The organism is Enterobacter sp. JBIWA003 (genome assembly GCF_019968825.1).
GTDB lineage: Bacteria > Pseudomonadota > Gammaproteobacteria > Enterobacterales > Enterobacteriaceae > Enterobacter > Enterobacter quasiroggenkampii.
The window spans coordinates 2,772,066-2,790,595 of record NZ_CP074170.1 but is presented as its reverse complement, the minus strand read 5'-3'; the positions used below and the strand labels follow the sequence as shown (position 1 = coordinate 2,790,595).

The window sequence follows — 18,530 nt, the reverse complement described above, 5'->3', positions numbered from 1 at the left end:
GCCGTCATGACAATGATTGAAACGGCAACCGCGCCACAGGCGCAGCAGCGGAGCGACCTTCTGCTGGACGTAAAAGATCTTCGCGTCACCTTTAAGACCCCGGACGGGGATGTGACCGCCGTGAACGATCTCAACTTCAACCTGCGCGCGGGCGAAACGCTCGGCATCGTGGGTGAATCCGGATCCGGGAAGTCCCAGACCGCCTTTGCGCTAATGGGCCTGCTGGCCGCTAACGGTGTGATTGGCGGTTCCGCGAAATTCAATGGTCGTGAAATCCTCAACCTGCCGGAGCACGAGCTGAACAAGCTGCGCGCCGAGCAGATCTCGATGATTTTCCAGGATCCGATGACCTCGCTGAACCCGTATATGCGCGTCGGTGAGCAGCTGATGGAAGTCCTGATGCTGCATAAAGGTCTGGGCAAAGCCGAAGCCTTTGAAGAGTCGGTCAAAATGCTCGATGCGGTGAAAATGCCGGAAGCGCGCAAGCGCATGCGAATGTTCCCGCACGAGTTCTCTGGCGGTATGCGTCAGCGCGTGATGATTGCGATGGCGCTGCTGTGCCGGCCAAAATTGCTGATTGCCGACGAACCGACCACCGCGCTGGACGTTACCGTTCAGGCACAAATCATGACCCTGCTGAACGAGCTGAAGCGTGAGTTCAACACGGCGATTATCATGATCACCCACGACCTGGGCGTGGTGGCGGGCATCTGTGACAAAGTGCTGGTGATGTATGCCGGCCGTACCATGGAATACGGCAAAGCGCGTGACGTATTCTATCAGCCAGCGCATCCTTACTCGATTGGCCTGCTGAACGCGGTACCGCGTCTCGATGCGGAAGGGGAATCCTTGCTCACCATTCCGGGCAACCCGCCAAACCTGCTGCGCCTGCCGAAAGGCTGTCCGTTCCAGCCGCGCTGCCCGCACGCGATGGAAATCTGCAACAGCGCACCGCCGCTGGAAGAGTTTGCACCAGGCCGCCTGCGCGCCTGCTTTAAGCCGCAGGAGGAGCTGGTATGAACGCATTAGATGAAAAACGCAACGTGCTGCTCGAGATTGCTGACCTTAAGGTGCATTTCGACATCAAAGACGGCAAACAGTGGTTCTGGCAGCCGTCGAAGACCCTGAAAGCGGTGGACGGCGTCACGCTGCGCCTGTATGAGGGGGAGACCCTGGGCGTGGTGGGCGAGTCCGGCTGCGGTAAATCGACCTTTGCGCGCGCCATTATCGGTCTGGTGAAAGCCACCGACGGCAAAGTGGCCTGGCTGGGTAAAGATCTGCTGGGCATGAAACCCGACGAGTGGCGCGACGTGCGCAGCGATATCCAGATGATTTTCCAGGATCCGCTGGCGTCGTTAAACCCGCGTATGACCATCGGTGAGATTATTGCCGAGCCGCTGCGGACCTATCATCCGAAGATGTCCCGTCAGGAAGTTCGCGATCGCGTTAAGGCGATGATGCTGAAAGTCGGGCTGTTGCCTAACCTCATCAACCGCTATCCTCACGAGTTCTCCGGTGGTCAGTGTCAGCGTATTGGTATTGCGCGCGCCCTGATCCTCGAACCGAAGCTGATTATCTGTGATGAGCCGGTTTCCGCGCTTGACGTCTCCATTCAGGCGCAGGTGGTTAACCTGCTGCAGAAGCTGCAGCGCGAAATGGGGCTGTCGCTGATCTTCATCGCGCATGACCTGGCCGTGGTGAAACACATCTCTGACCGCGTGCTGGTGATGTATCTGGGGCACGCCGTGGAGCTGGGCACCTATGACGAGGTGTACCACAATCCGCTGCACCCGTACACCAAAGCGCTGATGTCGGCAGTGCCGATCCCCGATCCCGATCTGGAAAAGAATAAGACCATCCAGCTTCTGGAAGGGGAATTGCCTTCACCGATTAACCCGCCGTCGGGCTGTGTCTTCCGCACGCGCTGCCCAATGGCCGGGCCGGAATGTGCGAAAACGCGACCGGTTCTGGAAGGCAGTTTCCGACATGCGGTTTCCTGCCTGAAAGTAGACCCGTTATAATCGCAAGGGCTGACATGATGTCAGCCCTTATATTTTGCGAGGTCACTGTGTCGCGTTTATTCACGTCAGCCCGTCGGCGGCTTTATCATGTTTTATTCGATCCTGAAACGGTATCCGGGCGACGCTTCGAAGGTCTTTGTGGTTTATTTGCGCTCCTCAGCGTGGTGGTCATCTTTATTGAGTCAGGCGCCGGGACGCAATACCACCTGACGTTTGACGAATGGCATGTCTTTGTCTGGCTTGAGCTGGCGATAACCCTTGTTTTTACCGCTGAATATCTGCTCAGAGTAATTGCCTGGCCCAACCCGGCCCGATATGTTTTCAGCTTCTGGGGATTTATTGATTTAGCTACCATTCTGCCGCTCTACGTCATGTGGCTGTGGCCGGAAATCAGCCTGAGCTATGTCTTTGCCTGGCGAGCGATGCGCGTTATTCGCGTATTACGTATTCTGAAATTACTGCGCTTTATGCCCTCACTGCGCGTGTTCTGGAGCGCAATCGTCAGCGCCCGTCATCAGCTTATTCTCTTCTACTCGTTTATTGCCATCGTCATGATCGTTTTTGGCGCGCTGATGTATCTGATAGAGGGGCCGAAATATGGTTTCACGACGCTCAATGCGTCCGTTTATTGGGCGATAGTGACCGTGACGACCGTCGGGTACGGTGATATAACGCCCCATACGCCGCTGGGCCGCATTGTGGCCTCAGTGCTGATTTTGATTGGCTATTCGGTCATTGCCATTCCGACCGGGCTTATTACCACGCACATGAGCAGCGCATTTCAGAGCCGCAAGCAGCAGCGCAAATGTCCGGCATGTCACCAGGGTGAACATGACCTTAACGCGCGGTTTTGTAACCGCTGCGGAAGTGCGTTGCCGGAGTAAATAAAAAAGGCTGCAATCGCAGCCTTTTTTATTATTCGCGCCAGAGAATATGGCACAGCTTGTGGTCTTTCTCTCGACAGAGCAGGACGCGGGCGAAAATATCGTTAATCTCGCCACCGTCTTCATCGGCCAGTCCGATGACCACTTCGGCAAAGAAGTCAGGATTCAGATCGAAATCCACATGCTCAGCCCAGTCTTCTGAAGGGTCGAACAGTTCGGCACCGCCGCGCTCTTCGAACTGCAGATTAAAGAGGATCACGTCTGCGGGATCGAGGTTATCAACCGCCAGTTCGAGAAAAATGTCATAGGCCTGCTCGAGCGTTTCGTCTTCGGTCAGGCGATTGTTCAGATCCATTTCCATGATGACTACCTGTTTAACATCGTTGGGCACGTTTTACAGCAACGGACTAAAGAAGTAAAACAGTCGTTCGGCAATTCTCTGCCACAGCGGACGTTTTACCCACAGTCTGGCATCCAGCAGCCGCGAGCGGGAGATATAATCATCCTGCACCGCCGCGAGATCGCCGCCAAAGCCGGCATCATCAATAACCAGCGTGATTTCAAAGTTGAGCCACAGGCTGCGCATATCCAGGTTCACTGTCCCCACCAGGCTTAACTCGCCGTCGACAAGCACGCTTTTGGTGTGGAGCAATCCGCCTTCGAACTGGTAGATCTTCACCCCTGCAGCCAGCAGTTCGCTAAAGAATGCCCGGCTGGCCCAGCCCACCAGAAGGGAGTCATTTTTGCGCGGCAAAATAATGCTCACATCGACGCCGCGCTGCGCCGCGGTACAGATCGCGTGCAGGAGATCATCGCTGGGAACAAAGTAGGGCGTCGTCATGATCAGGTATTCACGCGCCGAGTACGTCGCCGTCAGCAGCGCCTGATGGATCAAATCCTCCGGGAAGCCCGGCCCGGAAGCAATGGTATGAATGGTGTGACCGCTGGCCTCTTCAAACGGCATAATATTGCCGTCCGGCGGTGGCGGCAGAATGCGTTTGCCGGTTTCTATCTCCCAGTCGCAGGAGTAAACGATGCCCATCGAGGTGGCAATCGGCCCCTCCATTCGCGCCATCAAATCCACCCACTGGCCCACGCCCGAGTCCTGCTTGAAGAAGCGCGGATCAACCATGTTCATGCTGCCGGTATAGGCAATATAGTTATCGATCATGATCATTTTGCGATGCTGACGGAGATCCATCCGGCGCAGAAACACGCGCATCAGGTTAACCTTCAGCGCTTCAACCACTTCGATACCGGCATTGCGCATCATGCCCGCCCATGGACTGCGGAAAAATGCCACGCTGCCTGCGGAGTCAAGCATCAGACGGCAGTGAATGCCGCGTCGCGCCGCGGCCATCAGCGATTCAGCGACCTGGTCAGCCATCCCGCCAGGCTGCCAGATATAAAAAACCATCTCGATATTATGACGCGCCAGCTGGATATCGCGGATTAATGCCTGCATGACGTCGTCGGACGAGGTCAGCAGCTGGAGCTGATTGCCTTTAACACCACCAATCCCCTGACGGCGCTCGCACAGCTTAAACAGTGACGAGGCGACGCTGCTGTTCTCCTCGGCAAAGATATGCTTGCAGGCCTTAAGATCGTTTAGCCACTTTGCGGTTGAGGGCCACATGGCGCGGGCACGCTCGGCGCGGCGTTTGCCGAGATGAAGCTCACCGAAAGAGAGATAGGCAATAATTCCCACCAGCGGCAGGATGTAGATGATCAGAAGCCAGGCCATGGCAGAGGGTACGGCTCTGCGCTTCATCAGGATGCGTAACGTCACACCCGCGATTAACAGCCAGTATCCTAAAATGACCAGCCAACTCACCACGGTGTAGAAGGTTGTCATAGGTAAAAAAATCCTTTTGAAAGCGTATTGTTATGAGTGTACGCATCAGGATTCATCTGGCAAATAAAAACGCCAGGTAAAAGCGCTGGTTTGCTGCCCGCATGGGTTTATAATGTCGTCTCTGTTAGAGAAAGAGTTGTAGACATGAAGCGCAGTAGAACAGAAGTAGGGCGCTGGCGCATGTTGCGACAGGTGAGTCGTCGCAAGGCTCGTTGGCTGGAAGCACAATCCCGCCGCAATATGCGTATTCACGCCATCAGAAAATGTGGAATGACCCGGCATCGCAACGCGTTGCTGTTCGCAGTCCAGGATATCTGAGTACCATGAGGGCACCGTAATGGTGCCCAATGATTTTATAGAGTCTGATTTTTAGGAGTAGCGTATTTGCAGCGCTACTCCTGCTGTATTGAGCAAAAGGAGGGAGAAGAAGTGTTTGCGGAGTTTGGCGTACTGAATTTCTGGACGTATGTTGTTGGCGCGTTTTTTATCGTGCTCGTACCGGGGCCGAATACCCTGTTTGTGCTTAAAACCGGAATTGGACACGGCGTTAAAAAAGGGTACCTTGCCGCGTCGGGTGTATTTATCGGCGATGCGGTACTGATGTTTCTGGCCTGGGCGGGCGTCGCGGCATTAATCCAGACCACGCCGGTACTGTTTAATATCGTGCGCTATCTCGGCGCCTTCTATCTGCTGTGGCTGGGCGGCAAAATGCTCTGGTCGGTCATTACCCGGCAGAATCACGCTCAGGAAAGCGGCACCGAGCCTGCCAGCACGATCATGAAACGTTCGCTGGTGCTGAGCCTGACGAATCCAAAAGCGATTCTGTTCTACGTATCGTTCTTTGTTCAGTTCATCGACGTGAATGCGCAGAACACTGGTACCTCTTTCCTTATCCTCGCGACGACGCTTGAGTTGATAAGCTTCATGTACATGAGCTTCCTGATCTTCTCCGGTGCGTTTGTCACGCGCTATCTCAAAACGAAAAAGAAACTGGCAAAGCTGGGGAACGGGCTGATAGGGCTGCTGTTTGTCGGGTTTGCGGCGAGGTTAGCGTCGCTGCATTGATTGATGAAAGGCTCCGGAGGGAGCCTTTTTAATGTCTGGCGTAACTTGAAAGCCGCGCCAGACAAGGCTTCACGTTTTACTACTAGCAGTCAAAAGCCATAAAAAGCGGCTAGGGTGTGGACACATTGTGGACACTCTGACCACCATTAGCACCTTTCAACGGGTTAAGCGAAATCGCATCCTGCAGGTACTGAGGAGCGAAGTGCGCATAGACCATTGTCTGCGCAATTTTCGTATGACCTAAGATCCTCTGCAGTGTGATGATGTTGCCCCCGTTAATCATAAAGTGCGTCGCGAAAGAGTGTCGTAGCGCATGTGTTGCTTGTCCGGCCGGTAAATCGGGCTTAACCTCTTTGAGGGTTCGCCTGAAGTCAGCATAACTGGCCTCAGGAAACAGAAAACCTCGTGTTTTGCCGACTACGTAAGCCGCAACGTCATCAGAGATCGGGACCGTGCGCGGTGTGTTGGTTTTCGTCTTAACGAAAGACACCCGGTTATGAATCACATTCTCCGCCTTCAATCGCGCAGCTTCTCCCCATCTTGCTCCGGTACTCAAACACAAAACCGCAATTTTACGATTATCACCTGAGAGCGCAGCAAGTAAGGCGTCAATTTCCTCAAGAGTGAGATAGCCCGTTTCGGCTGTCTGCTCTTTCAGTTTTTTGAATCCCCTGAATGGATGCTCACCGTTATACAGTTCTGACTCAATCAGGGTTGTGAACATCCCACCTAGCGTGATCAGGTCGCGGTTGATGGTAGTTGGCTTAATACCTTCACCCCGACGTTGAGCACAATATTGCGTTATCAGGCTCTTGGTGATCTGGAAAGCGCACGGGTTTCCGGTCATCGTTTCGAAACGCTCAATTTTCCTGAGATACGATTGACCGTGCTCCTCATGTTTACCTTTCAGCTTCCACCATAACTCTTTCAGTTCCGACAATTGGCGTTTGTCCGTTGGTTTTGAAAGCCATTCCTTTGAGTGATGGTTATATTGAGTATGCTTTTCAAAAGCCATCGCCTCGCTTTTCTTGTCGAACTTCCGACGGATGCGTTTTCCGTTACGCCCGGTCGGTCTAATGTCCACTTCATATCGACCATCATCGAGCTTTTTAACAGACATAAAGCCTCCCGATGATGTTACTGCGTACTTCAATTTCCTGATTTAAATAGCAAAAACTCACTGTGCATTTACTGCACAAATAAGCGCCATAAATAGTTAGCCAGTTTTCTGGTCTGAGTGGGATGACGTTGTTGTCTGCTGCCCAAAGTGCGCGAGAGCCGGTGCAATCTGCCCAGCTTCAGGTGATATCGTCTCTGTCATGAACCACATAGTGTATTTTTTGAACTGAGGATGATTCAAAATCTTCATCACCGCCTGTATGCCCATATCTTTTACACCCTTCTCGTAACTCGAAAGAGAGCTGTATGGAACGCCTGTTAAGTCACTGAATTCTTTCCTATTCATACGTTCTGACTCACGCATGATCGCTAGCTTTTCATTTACGGGTATCATCGTAATTAACACTCCACTATTGATAGAAAAACGATAACGGAGTAATCTTCTATTCGTTATCGCAAACTAATGGCTCCAATATGGCAATTAATAGCCATTAGGAGCAATTAAAACACTAACGAGGAATACTCACAAATGAATAGGGTCATTGATAGTGTGAGCGACGCCGTTCCATACCAGGAATTCGCGCGCCTTATTGGTAAAACACCTGCAGCCGTTAAAGGCATGATTGAAAAGGGGAAGCTTCCTGTAGTCGAGATGACTGATCCGCAGTCAACGAGTGGGCGCGCAGGGGAATATTGGGTTTATCTGCCTGCTTGGAACAAGGGTATGAAGATGGCATATGACAGCCGCCCGAAGGAAATTCGTGATGGTTGGCTGATGTGGCTCGGATTAGGGGAGCCAGTATGAATAGTGAACCTCGCTGTATTGCACAGTTGCTTCGAAGAGAAAGTCCTAAACCTACCAACTTCACTATCACTCACGGTCGTGGACGTAAGGGCATCATCATCCGAACCCGAAAGCCGGGCGTTATCGAGAAGCTTCGTCGCCTGGTCAAAAAGAGAGGACTGTGGTTATGACGGTAATGACACTGGACGTGATCCAGAACCAACCAACAGCGCTTCGCGGTCTGGTCTGCAAGTATTTGGCTCAGCCTCGCTGGCAGGATACCTGTGATTTTTACAATCAGATGATGGAGCGGGAGCGTCTTACGGTTTGTTTCCACGCTCAATTAAAACAGCGTCACTCGGTCATGCGCTTAGAGGAAATGACCGAAGCAGATCGTGAGCGTCTTGTTTGTGCGCTTGATGAATTGAGAAATGCATTTGCCCGGCACCGCCAGATTGGCTCGTCAAAAGCAACTTTCATCAGTCGCCTGACCGTTAGCCAAAGGCGCTCATTGTTTCTTCATGCGGGACTGACAGAACAGGAATTTATGATGCCGCACTGGCGTTTGAATGAAGAGGGCTGTTATTGGCGCGACAAACTTTTCCGCGCGCTGCGAGAGCTGTTTAGCCTTTTTGAGTACGCACCAACCATTTTAACCTCGGTAAAACCTGAGCAGTATTTACATTAATTAATCTGGATTCGTTTTATTACGCGCCTTACTGCGTGGGGACTCCTTTTGTCCGGAGATAAACAAATGCAAAAACGAAATACAGCTCCAGGTGGCATGTTTTCCGCTCTTCTGGAGCAGGCAGTAAACGAAGCACAGCGCGACCTGGCGACACGATTCTCATCTCGATTTGACGGGCTTATCGCGCATATCAGCAAGTCTGAGCTCAATCGTACCGAGATTATCGAGTTATTAGGTCAAGAGTCGGCAAATTTGCACAACTCAATATTCGATTGAGCAGGCTAACCACTTTTAAAAGGAAGCCAGAATGAGCATACGCATCGAGATTAATAACCAATACGTCATCACCAGTGACCGCTATCAATTCATTTTGCAGGAGAAGAAGACCGCAACATCCGGGAAGAACAAAGGCAAAGATTGGCTGGACGTTGTGGGTTACTACCCAACTATCCCTAAGCTTATCTCAGGCCTGATATTGCATGATCTTTTGACCAGCGATCTTATTGGCTTCTCAGATTTGGAAGCTCGAATGGAACGCTTAGGGAAGCAATGCCTGGCGGCCTTTAAATAAAATGTCCATCGAATCTCGGGGGCGTGTTGCCCCCTCGCCACCACCACCATTTATGAAGGGCACCAGTGATTCATTCGTTGGTGCTTATCCCTGGAATAACGTCAACAAAGAGGCTATAGGCCGCGACAGACCCCTTACACGTGGCGAATACCGTCAGGTGCAAGGTGTTTTAGGTAAAGTTAATCGCCTCCCATATGTCTTAAAAACGTTGTTTAACTCGCGGTATGACTTCATCCGTCGTACAAAAAGCCCACTTCATGGTTTCTATTTCCTCAAGAATACCGTTGAGCAAAGGGTGGGGCCGCGTCTTGAGCGGGTTAATCAGTTAAATGGAATGAACGAGACTGCATCGCTTCTCTTTCTGAGCGAGCGCGAAAGCTATTCACGATTAGCGGATATGAGTGACAAAGCGCTCAAAAAATTTGCTGCTCGTATTGCTTCTCAGCTCTATGTTGCTTATGAGGAACTTAGCGACGCATGGGCAGATGCTCATGGCGGTAAAGAAACCCTTTTCACCGATGAAGCGCAGGCGCACTTATATGGTCACGTTGCCGGTGCAGCTCGTGCATTCAACATCACCCCAATGTTCTGGAAGAAATACCGCAAAGGGCAAATCACTATCCGCCAGGCATTTTCCGCTATCGCTCGTCTGATTAACGATGAATGGTGGATTAACCAGTTTAAGGCGCAGCGTATGCGCTGGCACGAGGCTTTGCTGATTGCCGCTGGTGAGGTGAATAAAGACCGCTCCCCATACGCCAGCAAAACGGCGATCCGTGATGTACATTCTCGCCGTCAGGCTAATTTCGAATACTTGAAGTCGTGTGACTTGGAAAACAAAGTCACCGGTGAGCGCATTGATCTCATCAGCAAAGTCATGGGAAGTATTTCAAACCCCGAAATCCGTCGTATGGAACTGATGAATACTATCGCAGGGATTGAACGCTATGCGGCCGGTCAGGGTGACGTCGGGATGTTTATCACTATCACCACGCCGTCGAAGTATCACCCGACACGTCAGATTGGAAAGGGCGACAAAAAGACGGTGCAGCTTAACCACGGATGGAATGACACCGCCTTTACGCCCAAAGATGGACAGCGGTATTTGTGCCGTATCTGGAGCCTGATGCGTACAGCTTTTAAGGATAACGGTCTGCAGGTCTACGGGATGCGTGTTGTTGAGCCGCATCATGACGGGACTCCGCACTGGCATATGATGCTTTTTTGCAAACCAGAGCAACGCAAACAGGTCACCGAAATCATGCGTCGTTATGCCTTAAAAGAAGATGGCGATGAAAAAGGCGCTGCAGCACAGCGCTTTGAAGCTAAGCACCTCAATCAAGGTGGCGCAGCCGGTTACATTGCAAAATACATCGCGAAGAATATCGATGGTTACGCGCTCGATGGTCAGGTCGATCACGACACCGGCAAACCTCTAACCGATACCGCAGCAGCTGTAACCGCATGGGCGTCAACATGGCGTATCCCGCAATTCAAATCAATTGGCCTGCCGACGATGGGCGCATACCGCGAACTGCGCAAACTGCCTCGCGGGGTAAGTATTGCTGATGAATTCGATGAGCGTGTCGAGGCGGCCAGAGCTGCAGCTGATGAAGGTGAATTTGACCGGTATATCGCAGCGCAGGGTGGGGCGAATGTTCCACGCGATAGCCAGACCGTCCGTGTGGCTCGTAACGTGACTGATGAGGTCAACGCCTACGAAGAGGATATAGAGAAAGTTGTGGGCATCTACGCCCCGCACTTGGGCTCTGAGCTGGTGCGTGTTACCCGGACAGCCGAATGGCGCATTGTTCCAAAGCTTTTGGCCGTTGAGCCTTTGACTTTAAAAAGCGGCATTGCCGCGCCTCGGAGTCCTGTCAATAACTGTGGAAAGCTCACCGGCTGTGGCGATCCAGTTATGACACCGACACCGTCTGAGCAAGCCGCAGCGGTGTTAAATCTGATTGAGCGCGGGGTTATCGGCTGGAATGAGCCGGACGTCGTGAAGGTGCTTAACGGGGCGTTAAAAGCTGGCGCACCGCGCAAACATCGGCAGCAAAGAAGCAATGCGCCGCTCAAAACCAGCGAGCAAGCGCCATCAGCCAGGATGACAAAGCCCGAAAGGGATCGCATCGCAAAAATTCGTTTCGACTTAGCACAGGAAGGCATTACCCCGGAACGGTGGCAGCTAGACGCGCTGGCGCGTGGGGCAACGGTGATTTATGGCGGTAAGAAATTCAAATATTCGGTTGCTGATGACTGGTCTGGATTTGAAACATAAAGCGATATCTATTTGCAATTGTGGTTATTCTTATTTTTCATATTTTTTAATGCTTTAATGTCAATAAAATATAAAACAATTAATCAAGCGAAGCGGATAACTTGTTATGATGCGTGCATTGGTTAGTTAGTGAGATATATCGCCACCAATTGGGCCTTAATTGCCCGTGGAAAGCTTCGGCTTTCTAAAATTTACCCCGCGCAACGCCTCTGTGCGCCTGAGCGGCTCGTGAGAGTCACCACTGGTCCAGATGGTATCGCGTATGGGTATTCGGACCCCTTGGGCGACCAAGGGTCCGTGGAGCAGGGGGCTAGTGCTGTTCAATCTCATCCTTATGAGGGCGAACCATGGTGCTGGAGCAGACATACGTTTGCACACCGTGGGCATAAGGAAAATTTCATGCATAATGATAAAGTAACCAACGAACAGCAGGCGCAGAGCAAGTCAAACCGTAAAAAGTGGGCTGGTTATGCGTGGGAAGCTTTCAAATGGGGTGTTCGACTGTTTGATGTTATCACACGCGTAGTAGACTACTTGGAGGGGGGTGATTTGTAATGCGTCCTCCCTAGTTTCAATAGCGTGGAGTTGCCTAATGTTACATAAAGCCCTTCGTTTGATAAGGCAATACCATAAAGAATCCTTAGTTGAGTTATCTGCATCTTTAGGTATTCCAAAAGACAAAATAGTCGACATTGAAAGTGGGGCGTGGTCGCCGTCGATTGATGTTTTACAGCGATATGCATCCCATTTCGACATGCCCATATCCTCTCTAGTATTCTTTTCAGAATCGTTAGGCACGCAAGGCCGTCTGTCTAAGCGGTTGCGTTTGAATTTGGCTGAAAAAGTTCTTGATATCCTAGATTGGGTAAATAATAGAAATGCAAAAACCGAAAAAGCTTAAAATATCTACTAAAAATAAATCTTACGGTATGATGGATTCGCCATTTTACAAACTCAAAAGCAAACGGAAACTTGCGGAGCTACTTTGTGTTAGTCTCAGTGATTTGTCGGCCCTGAAAAAAGATGAAGGCAATTATTGTATTTTTGAGCAATTATCCAAAAAAGGTAAGTTGCGTAAAATACAAAAACCTTTAGATAAGTTAGATATAGTTCATACACGAATTGCAAGCTTATTATCGCGCATTGCTCTGCCTAGCTATTTACATTCAGGTAAGAAAGGTTGCTCTAATGTGACGAATGCAAAAGCGCATCTGAATAATGATAAGATGATGACGACGGATATTAAATCCTTTTTCCCATCAACAACAAGGGTGATGGTATTTTCCTTTTTCTACTCGGTGATGAAGACTTCATCTGACGTCGCAGATTTTCTATCTCATATATGCACTTGCCATGGCCAGTTGCCAACTGGAAGTCGAATCAGCATGCCCTTGGCATATTTTGCAAACTCCAGAATGTTTGATGAAATTTATCAGCTTTGCCAGAAATTAACGGTCAAAATGACTGTGTATGTGGATGACCTTACTTTCTCTGGTGCTAACGTAAATAGATTGTTTTGTGCAGTGATTGGCAAGATTATTAATAAGCACGGTCATGCAGTACATCCAACTAAAACCAAAATGTACGGTAAGGAAAAACCAAAGTTGGTAACGGGAGTGATTGTGCTAGGCGATTCTTTAAAAGTTAGGAATGAACAGCATCGATTGATGGCTAGAGATATTGAATGTTGGAAAATGATTAAAGATATGGAAAAAGCGAAAGAAACTTCGTTTGCAAAAACACTATTTGGTCGTCTGCATTCAATGGGTGTCATTGACCAGCGCTACAAATCGAAAGTCCTGACTTTAAAAGTTAACACTGCAAATTAGGTGTCGACATAGTGCTTGTGCTTTCTTCAAACTGATAGGGTACAGATGCAGTAAATATTTCTTCACCTTAACTTCTTCACCAGTGAAGTATTGTCACAAGTGATGAAGGTATGGGGCTATCTTAATCAGCACAGTTAATACCATTTTTTTATTCTTTATCCCGCAATTTGCAAGTGTTAGATGCGCATGCAATGGGTGCATGATTTTGCATGCGGCAGATCCACCTTTTATCATTGTGCACCGCCAGCGTTAACGTGGGTTTAAGGCGATATGCACCTGCATAAAAAGCGCCCCCTTAAGCGCGCAGGCGAGGCGGGGATAGCACTGCGCGCCGGACGTGGTGACAGGATTTATTTTACGCGTCTGTGCGCGTCGTGGTGGTGCGCTGTTGGATGTGGTCGGCTAATGAGGTGTTGGCGCGGTTGCGTCGCGTGTGCACCGTCTGACATGCTTTGAGGGGATGCCGCCCGAAGGCGGCATTTTGGGCGGGAGTTAGTCGGTCTCGATGCTGTAATCCTTAAAGCGGATCACCTCCATCCCGAGCCAGTCGTTTATCTCTTTGAAACGCTCCTGCAGCGGCGTCAGCTCGTTACGCACAAATACCCGCGCCACCTTCTCGATATCGCCCATTGAGCCGATATTCTCGGGCTTGCCGCCCATGAGCTGGAACGGCACGCGGTGCGCATCGAGCAGGTCAGCGGCGCTCACCTTCTTGATGTTAAAAAAATCATCCTTCGTGGCGACTTCACTCAGCGGCACGATCTTAATGCCGTCCGGTTTCCCGTTCGGGGCATAGAAAAACAGGTTTTTAAAATTCCCGAGCCCTTTCGAGTCGCGCATCGCGGAGCGCAGCGCCTCAACGTCGGTGCTGCTTTGCGCCGCGTCGGTCACGTACATGATGTAACCCGCGTGCGCGCCGTTCTGGTAATACTTGCGACGAAACAGCGTGGCGGATTCATTCAGCCAGGCGGAATTGAGCGCGCTCAGGTATTCCGGCATCCCGTAGAGCTCCTGATTGATATCGGGCTCAAGCAGGTGAAACACCGAACCGGGGGCGAACTGGTGCGGGTGCGTATAGTCCGACACGTACCAGTAAACGCCATCCTCGACACCACGGCGGGTGTATTTGGCCGGGGAGGTTTCCAGTTTAAAGAGCTGGCCGGTCACGCTCATGCGCTTTTCGAGATAGCCGTTTGCAAAGACCAGATAATCGAGCACAAGGCGGCTGAAGTCCTGACGGGACAACAACGGGTGCGGGATAAAGGTGCTGGTCAGAATGTTGCGCTTGACGTAAATCGGGGAGCTGTGGTGTACGGCGGCGCGCAGACTTTTTGCCAGTCCAGAGAAGTTAACCGGCGGCTCGTACCATTTGCCATTATTGATGCACTCGACATAGTCGAGGATGTCGCGGCGATCCAGAACGGGTGACGGCTCACCAAAGGTGAACGCCTCCATTTTCTGCGGCGCGCTGGCGGTCATGCTGGTCTGTTTTGGCTGTTTGTTTTGGCGTTTTTTCATCTTAGTTAATATCCAGAATTGAACTTGATTGCATACCGCTACCGGCGGAAAGCGGCTCGTTTAACAGGGCGTGCATGGTCGCCCACGCGATATCCGCGTGGCTGGCTTCCTCGCTGCGGCTGGCTTCATAGGTCGCACTGCGGCCGCTGCTGGTCATGGTTTTGCGGATAGCCATAAATGACTGCGTGATGTCGGTCGCACCGGCGTCATATTCCAGACATCCGCGCCTGATGGTGTCTTTTGCTTTCAGCACCATTGCGGTTTTCATTTCCGGCGTGTAGCGGATGGCGCGCGCCGCCGGGAAGAATGAGCGCACGAGCTGGTACACACCCTGGCCGATGCCGGTCGCATCGATGCCGATATAGTCGACGGTGTATTTCTCGGTCAGCGCCCGGATGGCCTCGGCCTGTGCGGCAAAGTCCATGCCTTTCCACTGATGACGCTCAAGGATGCGGAACTTGCCACCGGCAACCAGCGGCGGAGCCAGTACCGCGCACCCGGCGCTGTCGCCGGTGTGTGACGGGTCATAGCCAATCCAGACAGGACGCCAGTTAAACGGACGGTCGGCGAACGGCTCGAAGTCCTCCCATTCTTCCATCGCATCGACCATGCAGCGCTGCAGCTCCTCGAACGGGAATACCGACGCTTTATCGTCGACGAACTCGCACATAAACAGGTTACGGAAGTCATCCGCGCTGTTTTCCTGCTTAAGCTGGTCGAGGTTAAACAGGGTGCAGCCACCGGCCAGCGCGTCCTCAATGGTGACAATCTGCCGCCACTGACCGTCCCCGCACAGCACGCCACCGGCAAGCGCCTGATGACTGATATCGATGTCGACACGTTCGTCGCGGTTGCTGCGGCCACGGTTAAACAGCTCGCCAGACCAGAACGGATACGCGCCGTGCGCCAGCGTCGACGGCGTCGAAAAATAGGTGGTGCGCAGGTGCGAATGCGAGGCCATGCCCGAGGCGACTTTGCGCAGCTTCTGAAAATTGGGGATCCAGAAAATTTCGTCGACGTAAAGGTCGCCGTTGTGGCTCTGCGCGGTGTTGGAATTAGTCCCGAGAAAAATCAGCTCAGCACCATTGTTGCCGATGACGATCGGGTCGCCTGACAGGTCGACGTCAACCAGACGGGCAAAGGCGATGATGTACTTACGGAACACGTAAGCCTGCGTTTTACTGGCCGACAAAAATATCTGGTTTTGCCCGGTCTTAAGCGCACGCAGAAGTGACTCGCGCGCAAAGTAGAACGTCGCGCCAATCTGGCGGGATTTCAGGATGTGGCGGATACGGTGCTCTAATCCCGCTTTATGCCAGCGGAGCTGATAGTCAAACGACTGATCGAAGAAAATCTCTTCCAGTTTTTCTATGGCCTCCTCGCTGAAATAGTTTCGTTTCGGCTTTTTGCGATCCCCTTTGTTACGGCTGGCGATATTGGGATTTAAATCCACCTCGTTTCCGGTCTGGCCGTAGCGGTTAACGCGCGCGAGCCGCTCCATCTGACGCGACAGAAAATCCGCGACTTTGAAGTCATGCGCGGTCAGGTCTGGCTTTGCGTAGAGCTGGATAAGCCGCGCTTCTAACGTCGATTCAACGCGGTTAATCGGCGCGGTTTCTTCCCATCCGTCGCGCTGTTTCCAGCTCTGCACGGTCGGGCGCTTGAGCTGCAGCATGTCGCAGATTTGCGGCACGGCGAACCCCTGCCAGTACAACAGCCGCGCCTGTCGTCGCGGGTCATTTAACAGAGAAAGGTCAGTTGAAATGGTCATGCTTGCCTCGTTTTTGGTATGACGTGGCAAGGCTAAGGAAATGGGGAACTATTCGCGCTAAGTGACTGTTGTGTCAGATCTAATCAGATCGTAAGCGGTGGCTGATACGGGTCAGAGTCGGGAAACTAAACCCGACCCGAAAACCCAACATCAGGACACCTGAACAATGGCAAAGAAAGTTTCTAAATGGTTTCGCATCGGCGTCGAGGGTGACACCTGCGATGGCCGCGTCATCAGCGGCGATGACATTCAGGATATGGCCGACACGTTCGACCCCCGCGTCTACGGCTGCCGCATTAACCTCGAACATATCCGGGGGCTGATGCCTGACAGTCCGTTTAAACGCTATGGCGATGTAACCGAGCTTAAGGCGGAGATTATCAGTGATGACTCTGTCCTCAACGGCAAAAAGGCGCTGTTTGCCAAAATTGCCCCGCTTGACGAGCTGGTCAGCATGGTGCGTGCCGGGCAGAAGGTTTACACCTCCATGGAGATCCGCCCGAACTTCTCGAACAGCGGCAAGTGCTACCTCATCGGGCTGGCCGTCACCGATGACCCGGCAAGCCTCGGCACGGAATACCTCGAATTCTGCAGCCGCGCCGCGCAGAACCCGCTCGCCGGTAAAAAAGACCAGCCGGACGACGTTTTCTCTGTGGCCTCGCTGGCTGCGCTGGAGTTTGAGGACGTTCCCGACACCATGTTCAACAACCTGACCGATAAGGTTAAAGCCATTTTTGGCCGTAAGCAGGCCAGCGATGACGCCCGTTTCGCCGATGTGCATGAGGCGGTGACCACCGTTACCGAGCAGGTACAAACCAATCTCAACGCCTCCGACCAGCGCGTCACCGAGCTGGAGACCGCTTTTGCGCTGCTTAAGCAGGACGTGACCAGCAAAGTCGATGAAAACGCGCAGGCGTTTACCTCCCTGAAAAGCTCCCTCGATAACACCGAAAGCCAGAGCCAGCCGCGCCGCGAGCTTTCAAAAGGCGGTACGGGCGACGAGCTGCTGACCAACTGCTGATAACGCGCCGGGCGCGTTGCCCGGCCTGAACCCTTTTACCCGAACAGGAAAAACCATGCGTAAAGATACCCGTTTCAAATTTAATGCCTACCTGTCCCGCGTCGCGGAGCTGAACGGTATTTCCACCGATGACGTGGCGAAGAAATTCACCGTCGAGCCGTCGGTCACGCAAACCCTGATGACCACCCTGCAGATGTCATCCGCGTTTCTGACCAAAATCAACATCGTGCCGGTTGACGAACTGAAGGGCGAAAAAGTCGGCGTCGGCGTTAACGGTACGATTGCGAGCACCGCCGACACCGCCGGTGATGATGAGCGTAAGACCGCTGACTTTACCGCGCTGGAGTCCAATAAATACGAGTGCGACCAGATTAACTTTGACTTCCATATCCGCTACAAACAGCTCGACCTGTGGGCGCGATTCCAGGACTTCCAGACCCGTATCCGTGACGCCATCATCAAACGTCAGTCCCTCGATTTCATCATGGCCGGTTTCAACGGCATCGAGCGCGCGGCGACCTCCGACCGTAAAAAAAATCCACTGCTGCAGGACGTGGCGATCGGCTGGCTGCAGAAGTACCGCAATGAAGCGCCCGCGCGCGTGATGTCAAAAATCACCGACGAAGAAGGTACGGTGATTTCTGAAGTGATCCGCGTGGGTAAAAACGGCGACTATGCGAACCTCGACGCGCTGGTCATGGATGCCACCGGCAACCTGATTGACGAGATTTATCAGGATGACCCGGAGCTCGTCGTCATCACCGGCCGTAAGCTGATGGCGGATAAATATTTCCCGATCGTCAACAAAGAGCAGGCAAACACCGAGTCGCTGGCCGCTGACATCATCATCAGCCAGAAGCGAATCGGCAACCTGCCAGCCGTGCGCGTGCCTTACTTCCCGGCAGATGCGCTGATGGTGACGCGTCTCGACAACCTGTCTGTCTACTTCATGGATGACGCGCACCGTCGCAGCATCATCGAAAACCCGAAAAAAGACCGCATCGAAAACTACGAGTCAATGAATGTTGACTACGTGGTCGAGGCTTACGCCGCCGGTTGCCTGATTGAAAACATCAAGCTCGGTGACTTCACCGCACCTGCAGCACCGGAAAGCGGAGAGTAA

21 protein-coding genes are annotated in these 18,530 nt (G+C 52.2%); 15 read left to right on the top strand and 6 right to left on the bottom strand.

Annotated elements, in window-relative coordinates; all coding sequences use genetic code 11:
• Positions 1–6 precede the first annotated feature (6 nt).
• From KGP25_RS13455 to KGP25_RS13445, 3 genes are read left to right on the top strand one after another with little or no spacing between them, the layout of a single operon-like run.
• Positions 7–1,020 (top strand): ABC transporter ATP-binding protein, encoded by a 1,014-nt coding sequence (locus KGP25_RS13455; protein ID WP_024907097.1) that lies wholly within the window; start codon positions 7–9, stop codon positions 1,018–1,020.
• Positions 1,017–2,021 carry a murein tripeptide/oligopeptide ABC transporter ATP-binding protein OppF gene (gene oppF / locus KGP25_RS13450; RefSeq protein ID WP_008502789.1) on the top strand — a complete coding sequence of 335 codons (1,005 nt, stop codon included), beginning with the start codon at positions 1,017–1,019 and terminating at the stop codon, positions 2,019–2,021. The genes KGP25_RS13455 and oppF overlap by 4 nt, the downstream gene beginning before the upstream one ends.
• A gap of 14 nt (positions 2,022–2,035) precedes the next feature.
• Positions 2,036–2,905, top strand: a complete 870-nt coding sequence (locus KGP25_RS13445) for an ion transporter (RefSeq protein ID WP_048223634.1) — start codon at positions 2,036–2,038, stop codon at positions 2,903–2,905.
• Between the two features lie 31 nt (positions 2,906–2,936).
• Here the strand turns inward: KGP25_RS13445 and KGP25_RS13440 are convergent, their stop codons facing one another.
• Both KGP25_RS13440 and cls read right to left on the bottom strand, forming a co-directional pair.
• Positions 2,937–3,266, bottom strand: a complete 330-nt coding sequence (locus KGP25_RS13440; protein ID WP_006810881.1) for an HI1450 family dsDNA-mimic protein — start codon at positions 3,264–3,266, stop codon at positions 2,937–2,939.
• 33 nt (positions 3,267–3,299) lie between these two features.
• Positions 3,300–4,760, bottom strand: coding sequence for a cardiolipin synthase (gene cls / locus KGP25_RS13435; RefSeq protein ID WP_223539101.1), 1,461 nt, complete (start codon positions 4,758–4,760; stop codon positions 3,300–3,302).
• Positions 4,761–4,904: 144 nt separating this feature from the next.
• Here cls and KGP25_RS13430 point away from each other — a divergent pair, with 144 nt between their 5' ends.
• Together KGP25_RS13430 and leuE are read left to right on the top strand one after the other, a co-directional pair.
• The gene (locus tag KGP25_RS13430; RefSeq protein WP_021240326.1) at positions 4,905–5,078 is read left to right on the top strand and encodes a YciY family protein; all 174 of its coding nucleotides are present in this window, start codon (positions 4,905–4,907) and stop codon (positions 5,076–5,078) included.
• 111 nt (positions 5,079–5,189) lie between these two features.
• Entirely contained in the window at positions 5,190–5,825 is a 636-nt protein-coding gene (gene leuE, locus KGP25_RS13425; RefSeq protein WP_223540564.1) for a leucine efflux protein LeuE, read from the top strand.
• 109 nt (positions 5,826–5,934) lie between these two features.
• Here the strand turns inward: leuE and KGP25_RS13420 are convergent, their stop codons facing one another.
• Positions 5,935–6,945: a tyrosine-type recombinase/integrase gene (locus tag KGP25_RS13420; RefSeq protein ID WP_032666330.1), complete on the bottom strand. Its 1,011-nt coding sequence runs from the start codon at positions 6,943–6,945 to the stop codon at positions 5,935–5,937.
• Positions 6,946–7,041: 96 nt separating this feature from the next.
• Positions 7,042–7,338 carry a helix-turn-helix transcriptional regulator gene (locus tag KGP25_RS13415; protein WP_032658822.1) on the bottom strand — a complete coding sequence of 99 codons (297 nt, stop codon included), beginning with the start codon at positions 7,336–7,338 and terminating at the stop codon, positions 7,042–7,044.
• A 135-nt stretch (positions 7,339–7,473) separates the two neighbouring features.
• Between KGP25_RS13415 and KGP25_RS13410 the strand changes: the two genes are divergently transcribed.
• The 8 genes from KGP25_RS13410 (at position 7,474) to KGP25_RS13375 (ending at position 13,097) form a co-directional block, all read left to right on the top strand.
• Complete coding sequence (locus tag KGP25_RS13410; protein ID WP_032658818.1) at positions 7,474–7,749, top strand: regulatory phage cox family protein; 276 nt, start codon at positions 7,474–7,476, stop codon at positions 7,747–7,749.
• A gap of 166 nt (positions 7,750–7,915) precedes the next feature.
• Positions 7,916–8,416 (top strand): replication protein B, encoded by a 501-nt coding sequence (locus KGP25_RS13405; RefSeq protein ID WP_223539100.1) that lies wholly within the window; start codon positions 7,916–7,918, stop codon positions 8,414–8,416.
• Positions 8,417–8,482: 66 nt separating this feature from the next.
• A complete protein-coding gene (locus KGP25_RS13400) occupies positions 8,483–8,692 on the top strand; it encodes a DUF2732 family protein (RefSeq protein ID WP_223539099.1) in 210 nt (69 codons plus the stop codon).
• A 31-nt stretch (positions 8,693–8,723) separates the two neighbouring features.
• Positions 8,724–8,987: a DUF5405 family protein gene (locus KGP25_RS13395; protein WP_223539098.1), complete on the top strand. Its 264-nt coding sequence runs from the start codon at positions 8,724–8,726 to the stop codon at positions 8,985–8,987.
• Position 8,988: 1 nt separating this feature from the next.
• Positions 8,989–11,268 carry a replication endonuclease gene (locus KGP25_RS13390; protein WP_223539097.1) on the top strand — a complete coding sequence of 760 codons (2,280 nt, stop codon included), beginning with the start codon at positions 8,989–8,991 and terminating at the stop codon, positions 11,266–11,268.
• A 399-nt stretch (positions 11,269–11,667) separates the two neighbouring features.
• Entirely contained in the window at positions 11,668–11,823 is a 156-nt protein-coding gene (locus KGP25_RS13385) for a hypothetical protein (RefSeq protein ID WP_165824011.1), read from the top strand.
• A gap of 37 nt (positions 11,824–11,860) precedes the next feature.
• On the top strand, positions 11,861–12,169 hold the full coding sequence (locus tag KGP25_RS13380; protein ID WP_196366253.1) for a helix-turn-helix transcriptional regulator: 309 nt from the start codon (positions 11,861–11,863) through the stop codon (positions 12,167–12,169).
• Positions 12,147–13,097, top strand: coding sequence for a reverse transcriptase family protein (locus tag KGP25_RS13375; protein WP_196366252.1), 951 nt, complete (start codon positions 12,147–12,149; stop codon positions 13,095–13,097). The genes KGP25_RS13380 and KGP25_RS13375 overlap by 23 nt, the downstream gene beginning before the upstream one ends.
• Positions 13,098–13,589: 492 nt before the next feature.
• Here KGP25_RS13375 and KGP25_RS13370 read toward each other — a convergent pair whose 3' ends face one another.
• Both KGP25_RS13370 and KGP25_RS13365 read right to left on the bottom strand, forming a co-directional pair.
• Positions 13,590–14,615, bottom strand: coding sequence for a phage portal protein (locus KGP25_RS13370; protein ID WP_199557582.1), 1,026 nt, complete (start codon positions 14,613–14,615; stop codon positions 13,590–13,592).
• 1 nt (position 14,616) lies between these two features.
• On the bottom strand, positions 14,617–16,386 hold the full coding sequence (locus tag KGP25_RS13365) for a terminase ATPase subunit family protein (protein WP_223539096.1): 1,770 nt from the start codon (positions 16,384–16,386) through the stop codon (positions 14,617–14,619).
• 166 nt (positions 16,387–16,552) lie between these two features.
• On the opposite strand from KGP25_RS13365, the gene KGP25_RS13360 reads away from it, so the two are divergent.
• Positions 16,553–17,407 carry a GPO family capsid scaffolding protein gene (locus KGP25_RS13360; protein WP_223539095.1) on the top strand — a complete coding sequence of 285 codons (855 nt, stop codon included), beginning with the start codon at positions 16,553–16,555 and terminating at the stop codon, positions 17,405–17,407.
• Between the two features lie 55 nt (positions 17,408–17,462).
• Entirely contained in the window at positions 17,463–18,530 is a 1,068-nt protein-coding gene (locus KGP25_RS13355) for a phage major capsid protein, P2 family (protein ID WP_117580355.1), read from the top strand.

Coding starts and splice junctions, on each gene's coding strand:
- KGP25_RS13455 (WP_024907097.1), top strand. CDS start 7: ATGACAATGATTGAAACGGCAACCGCGCCACAGGCGCAGCAGCGGAGC.
- oppF (WP_008502789.1), top strand. CDS start 1,017: ATGAACGCATTAGATGAAAAACGCAACGTGCTGCTCGAGATTGCTGAC.
- KGP25_RS13445 (WP_048223634.1), top strand. CDS start 2,036: ATGATGTCAGCCCTTATATTTTGCGAGGTCACTGTGTCGCGTTTATTC.
- KGP25_RS13440 (WP_006810881.1), bottom strand. CDS start 3,266: ATGGAAATGGATCTGAACAATCGCCTGACCGAAGACGAAACGCTCGAG.
- cls (WP_223539101.1), bottom strand. CDS start 4,760: ATGACAACCTTCTACACCGTGGTGAGTTGGCTGGTCATTTTAGGATAC.
- KGP25_RS13430 (WP_021240326.1), top strand. CDS start 4,905: ATGAAGCGCAGTAGAACAGAAGTAGGGCGCTGGCGCATGTTGCGACAG.
- KGP25_RS13420 (WP_032666330.1), bottom strand. CDS start 6,945: ATGTCTGTTAAAAAGCTCGATGATGGTCGATATGAAGTGGACATTAGA.
- KGP25_RS13415 (WP_032658822.1), bottom strand. CDS start 7,338: ATGATACCCGTAAATGAAAAGCTAGCGATCATGCGTGAGTCAGAACGT.
- KGP25_RS13410 (WP_032658818.1), top strand. CDS start 7,474: ATGAATAGGGTCATTGATAGTGTGAGCGACGCCGTTCCATACCAGGAA.
- KGP25_RS13405 (WP_223539100.1), top strand. CDS start 7,916: ATGACGGTAATGACACTGGACGTGATCCAGAACCAACCAACAGCGCTT.
- KGP25_RS13400 (WP_223539099.1), top strand. CDS start 8,483: ATGCAAAAACGAAATACAGCTCCAGGTGGCATGTTTTCCGCTCTTCTG.
- KGP25_RS13395 (WP_223539098.1), top strand. CDS start 8,724: ATGAGCATACGCATCGAGATTAATAACCAATACGTCATCACCAGTGAC.
- KGP25_RS13390 (WP_223539097.1), top strand. CDS start 8,989: ATGTCCATCGAATCTCGGGGGCGTGTTGCCCCCTCGCCACCACCACCA.
- KGP25_RS13385 (WP_165824011.1), top strand. CDS start 11,668: ATGCATAATGATAAAGTAACCAACGAACAGCAGGCGCAGAGCAAGTCA.
- KGP25_RS13380 (WP_196366253.1), top strand. CDS start 11,861: ATGTTACATAAAGCCCTTCGTTTGATAAGGCAATACCATAAAGAATCC.
- KGP25_RS13375 (WP_196366252.1), top strand. CDS start 12,147: ATGCAAAAACCGAAAAAGCTTAAAATATCTACTAAAAATAAATCTTAC.
- KGP25_RS13370 (WP_199557582.1), bottom strand. CDS start 14,615: ATGAAAAAACGCCAAAACAAACAGCCAAAACAGACCAGCATGACCGCC.
- KGP25_RS13365 (WP_223539096.1), bottom strand. CDS start 16,386: ATGACCATTTCAACTGACCTTTCTCTGTTAAATGACCCGCGACGACAG.
- KGP25_RS13360 (WP_223539095.1), top strand. CDS start 16,553: ATGGCAAAGAAAGTTTCTAAATGGTTTCGCATCGGCGTCGAGGGTGAC.
- KGP25_RS13355 (WP_117580355.1), top strand. CDS start 17,463: ATGCGTAAAGATACCCGTTTCAAATTTAATGCCTACCTGTCCCGCGTC.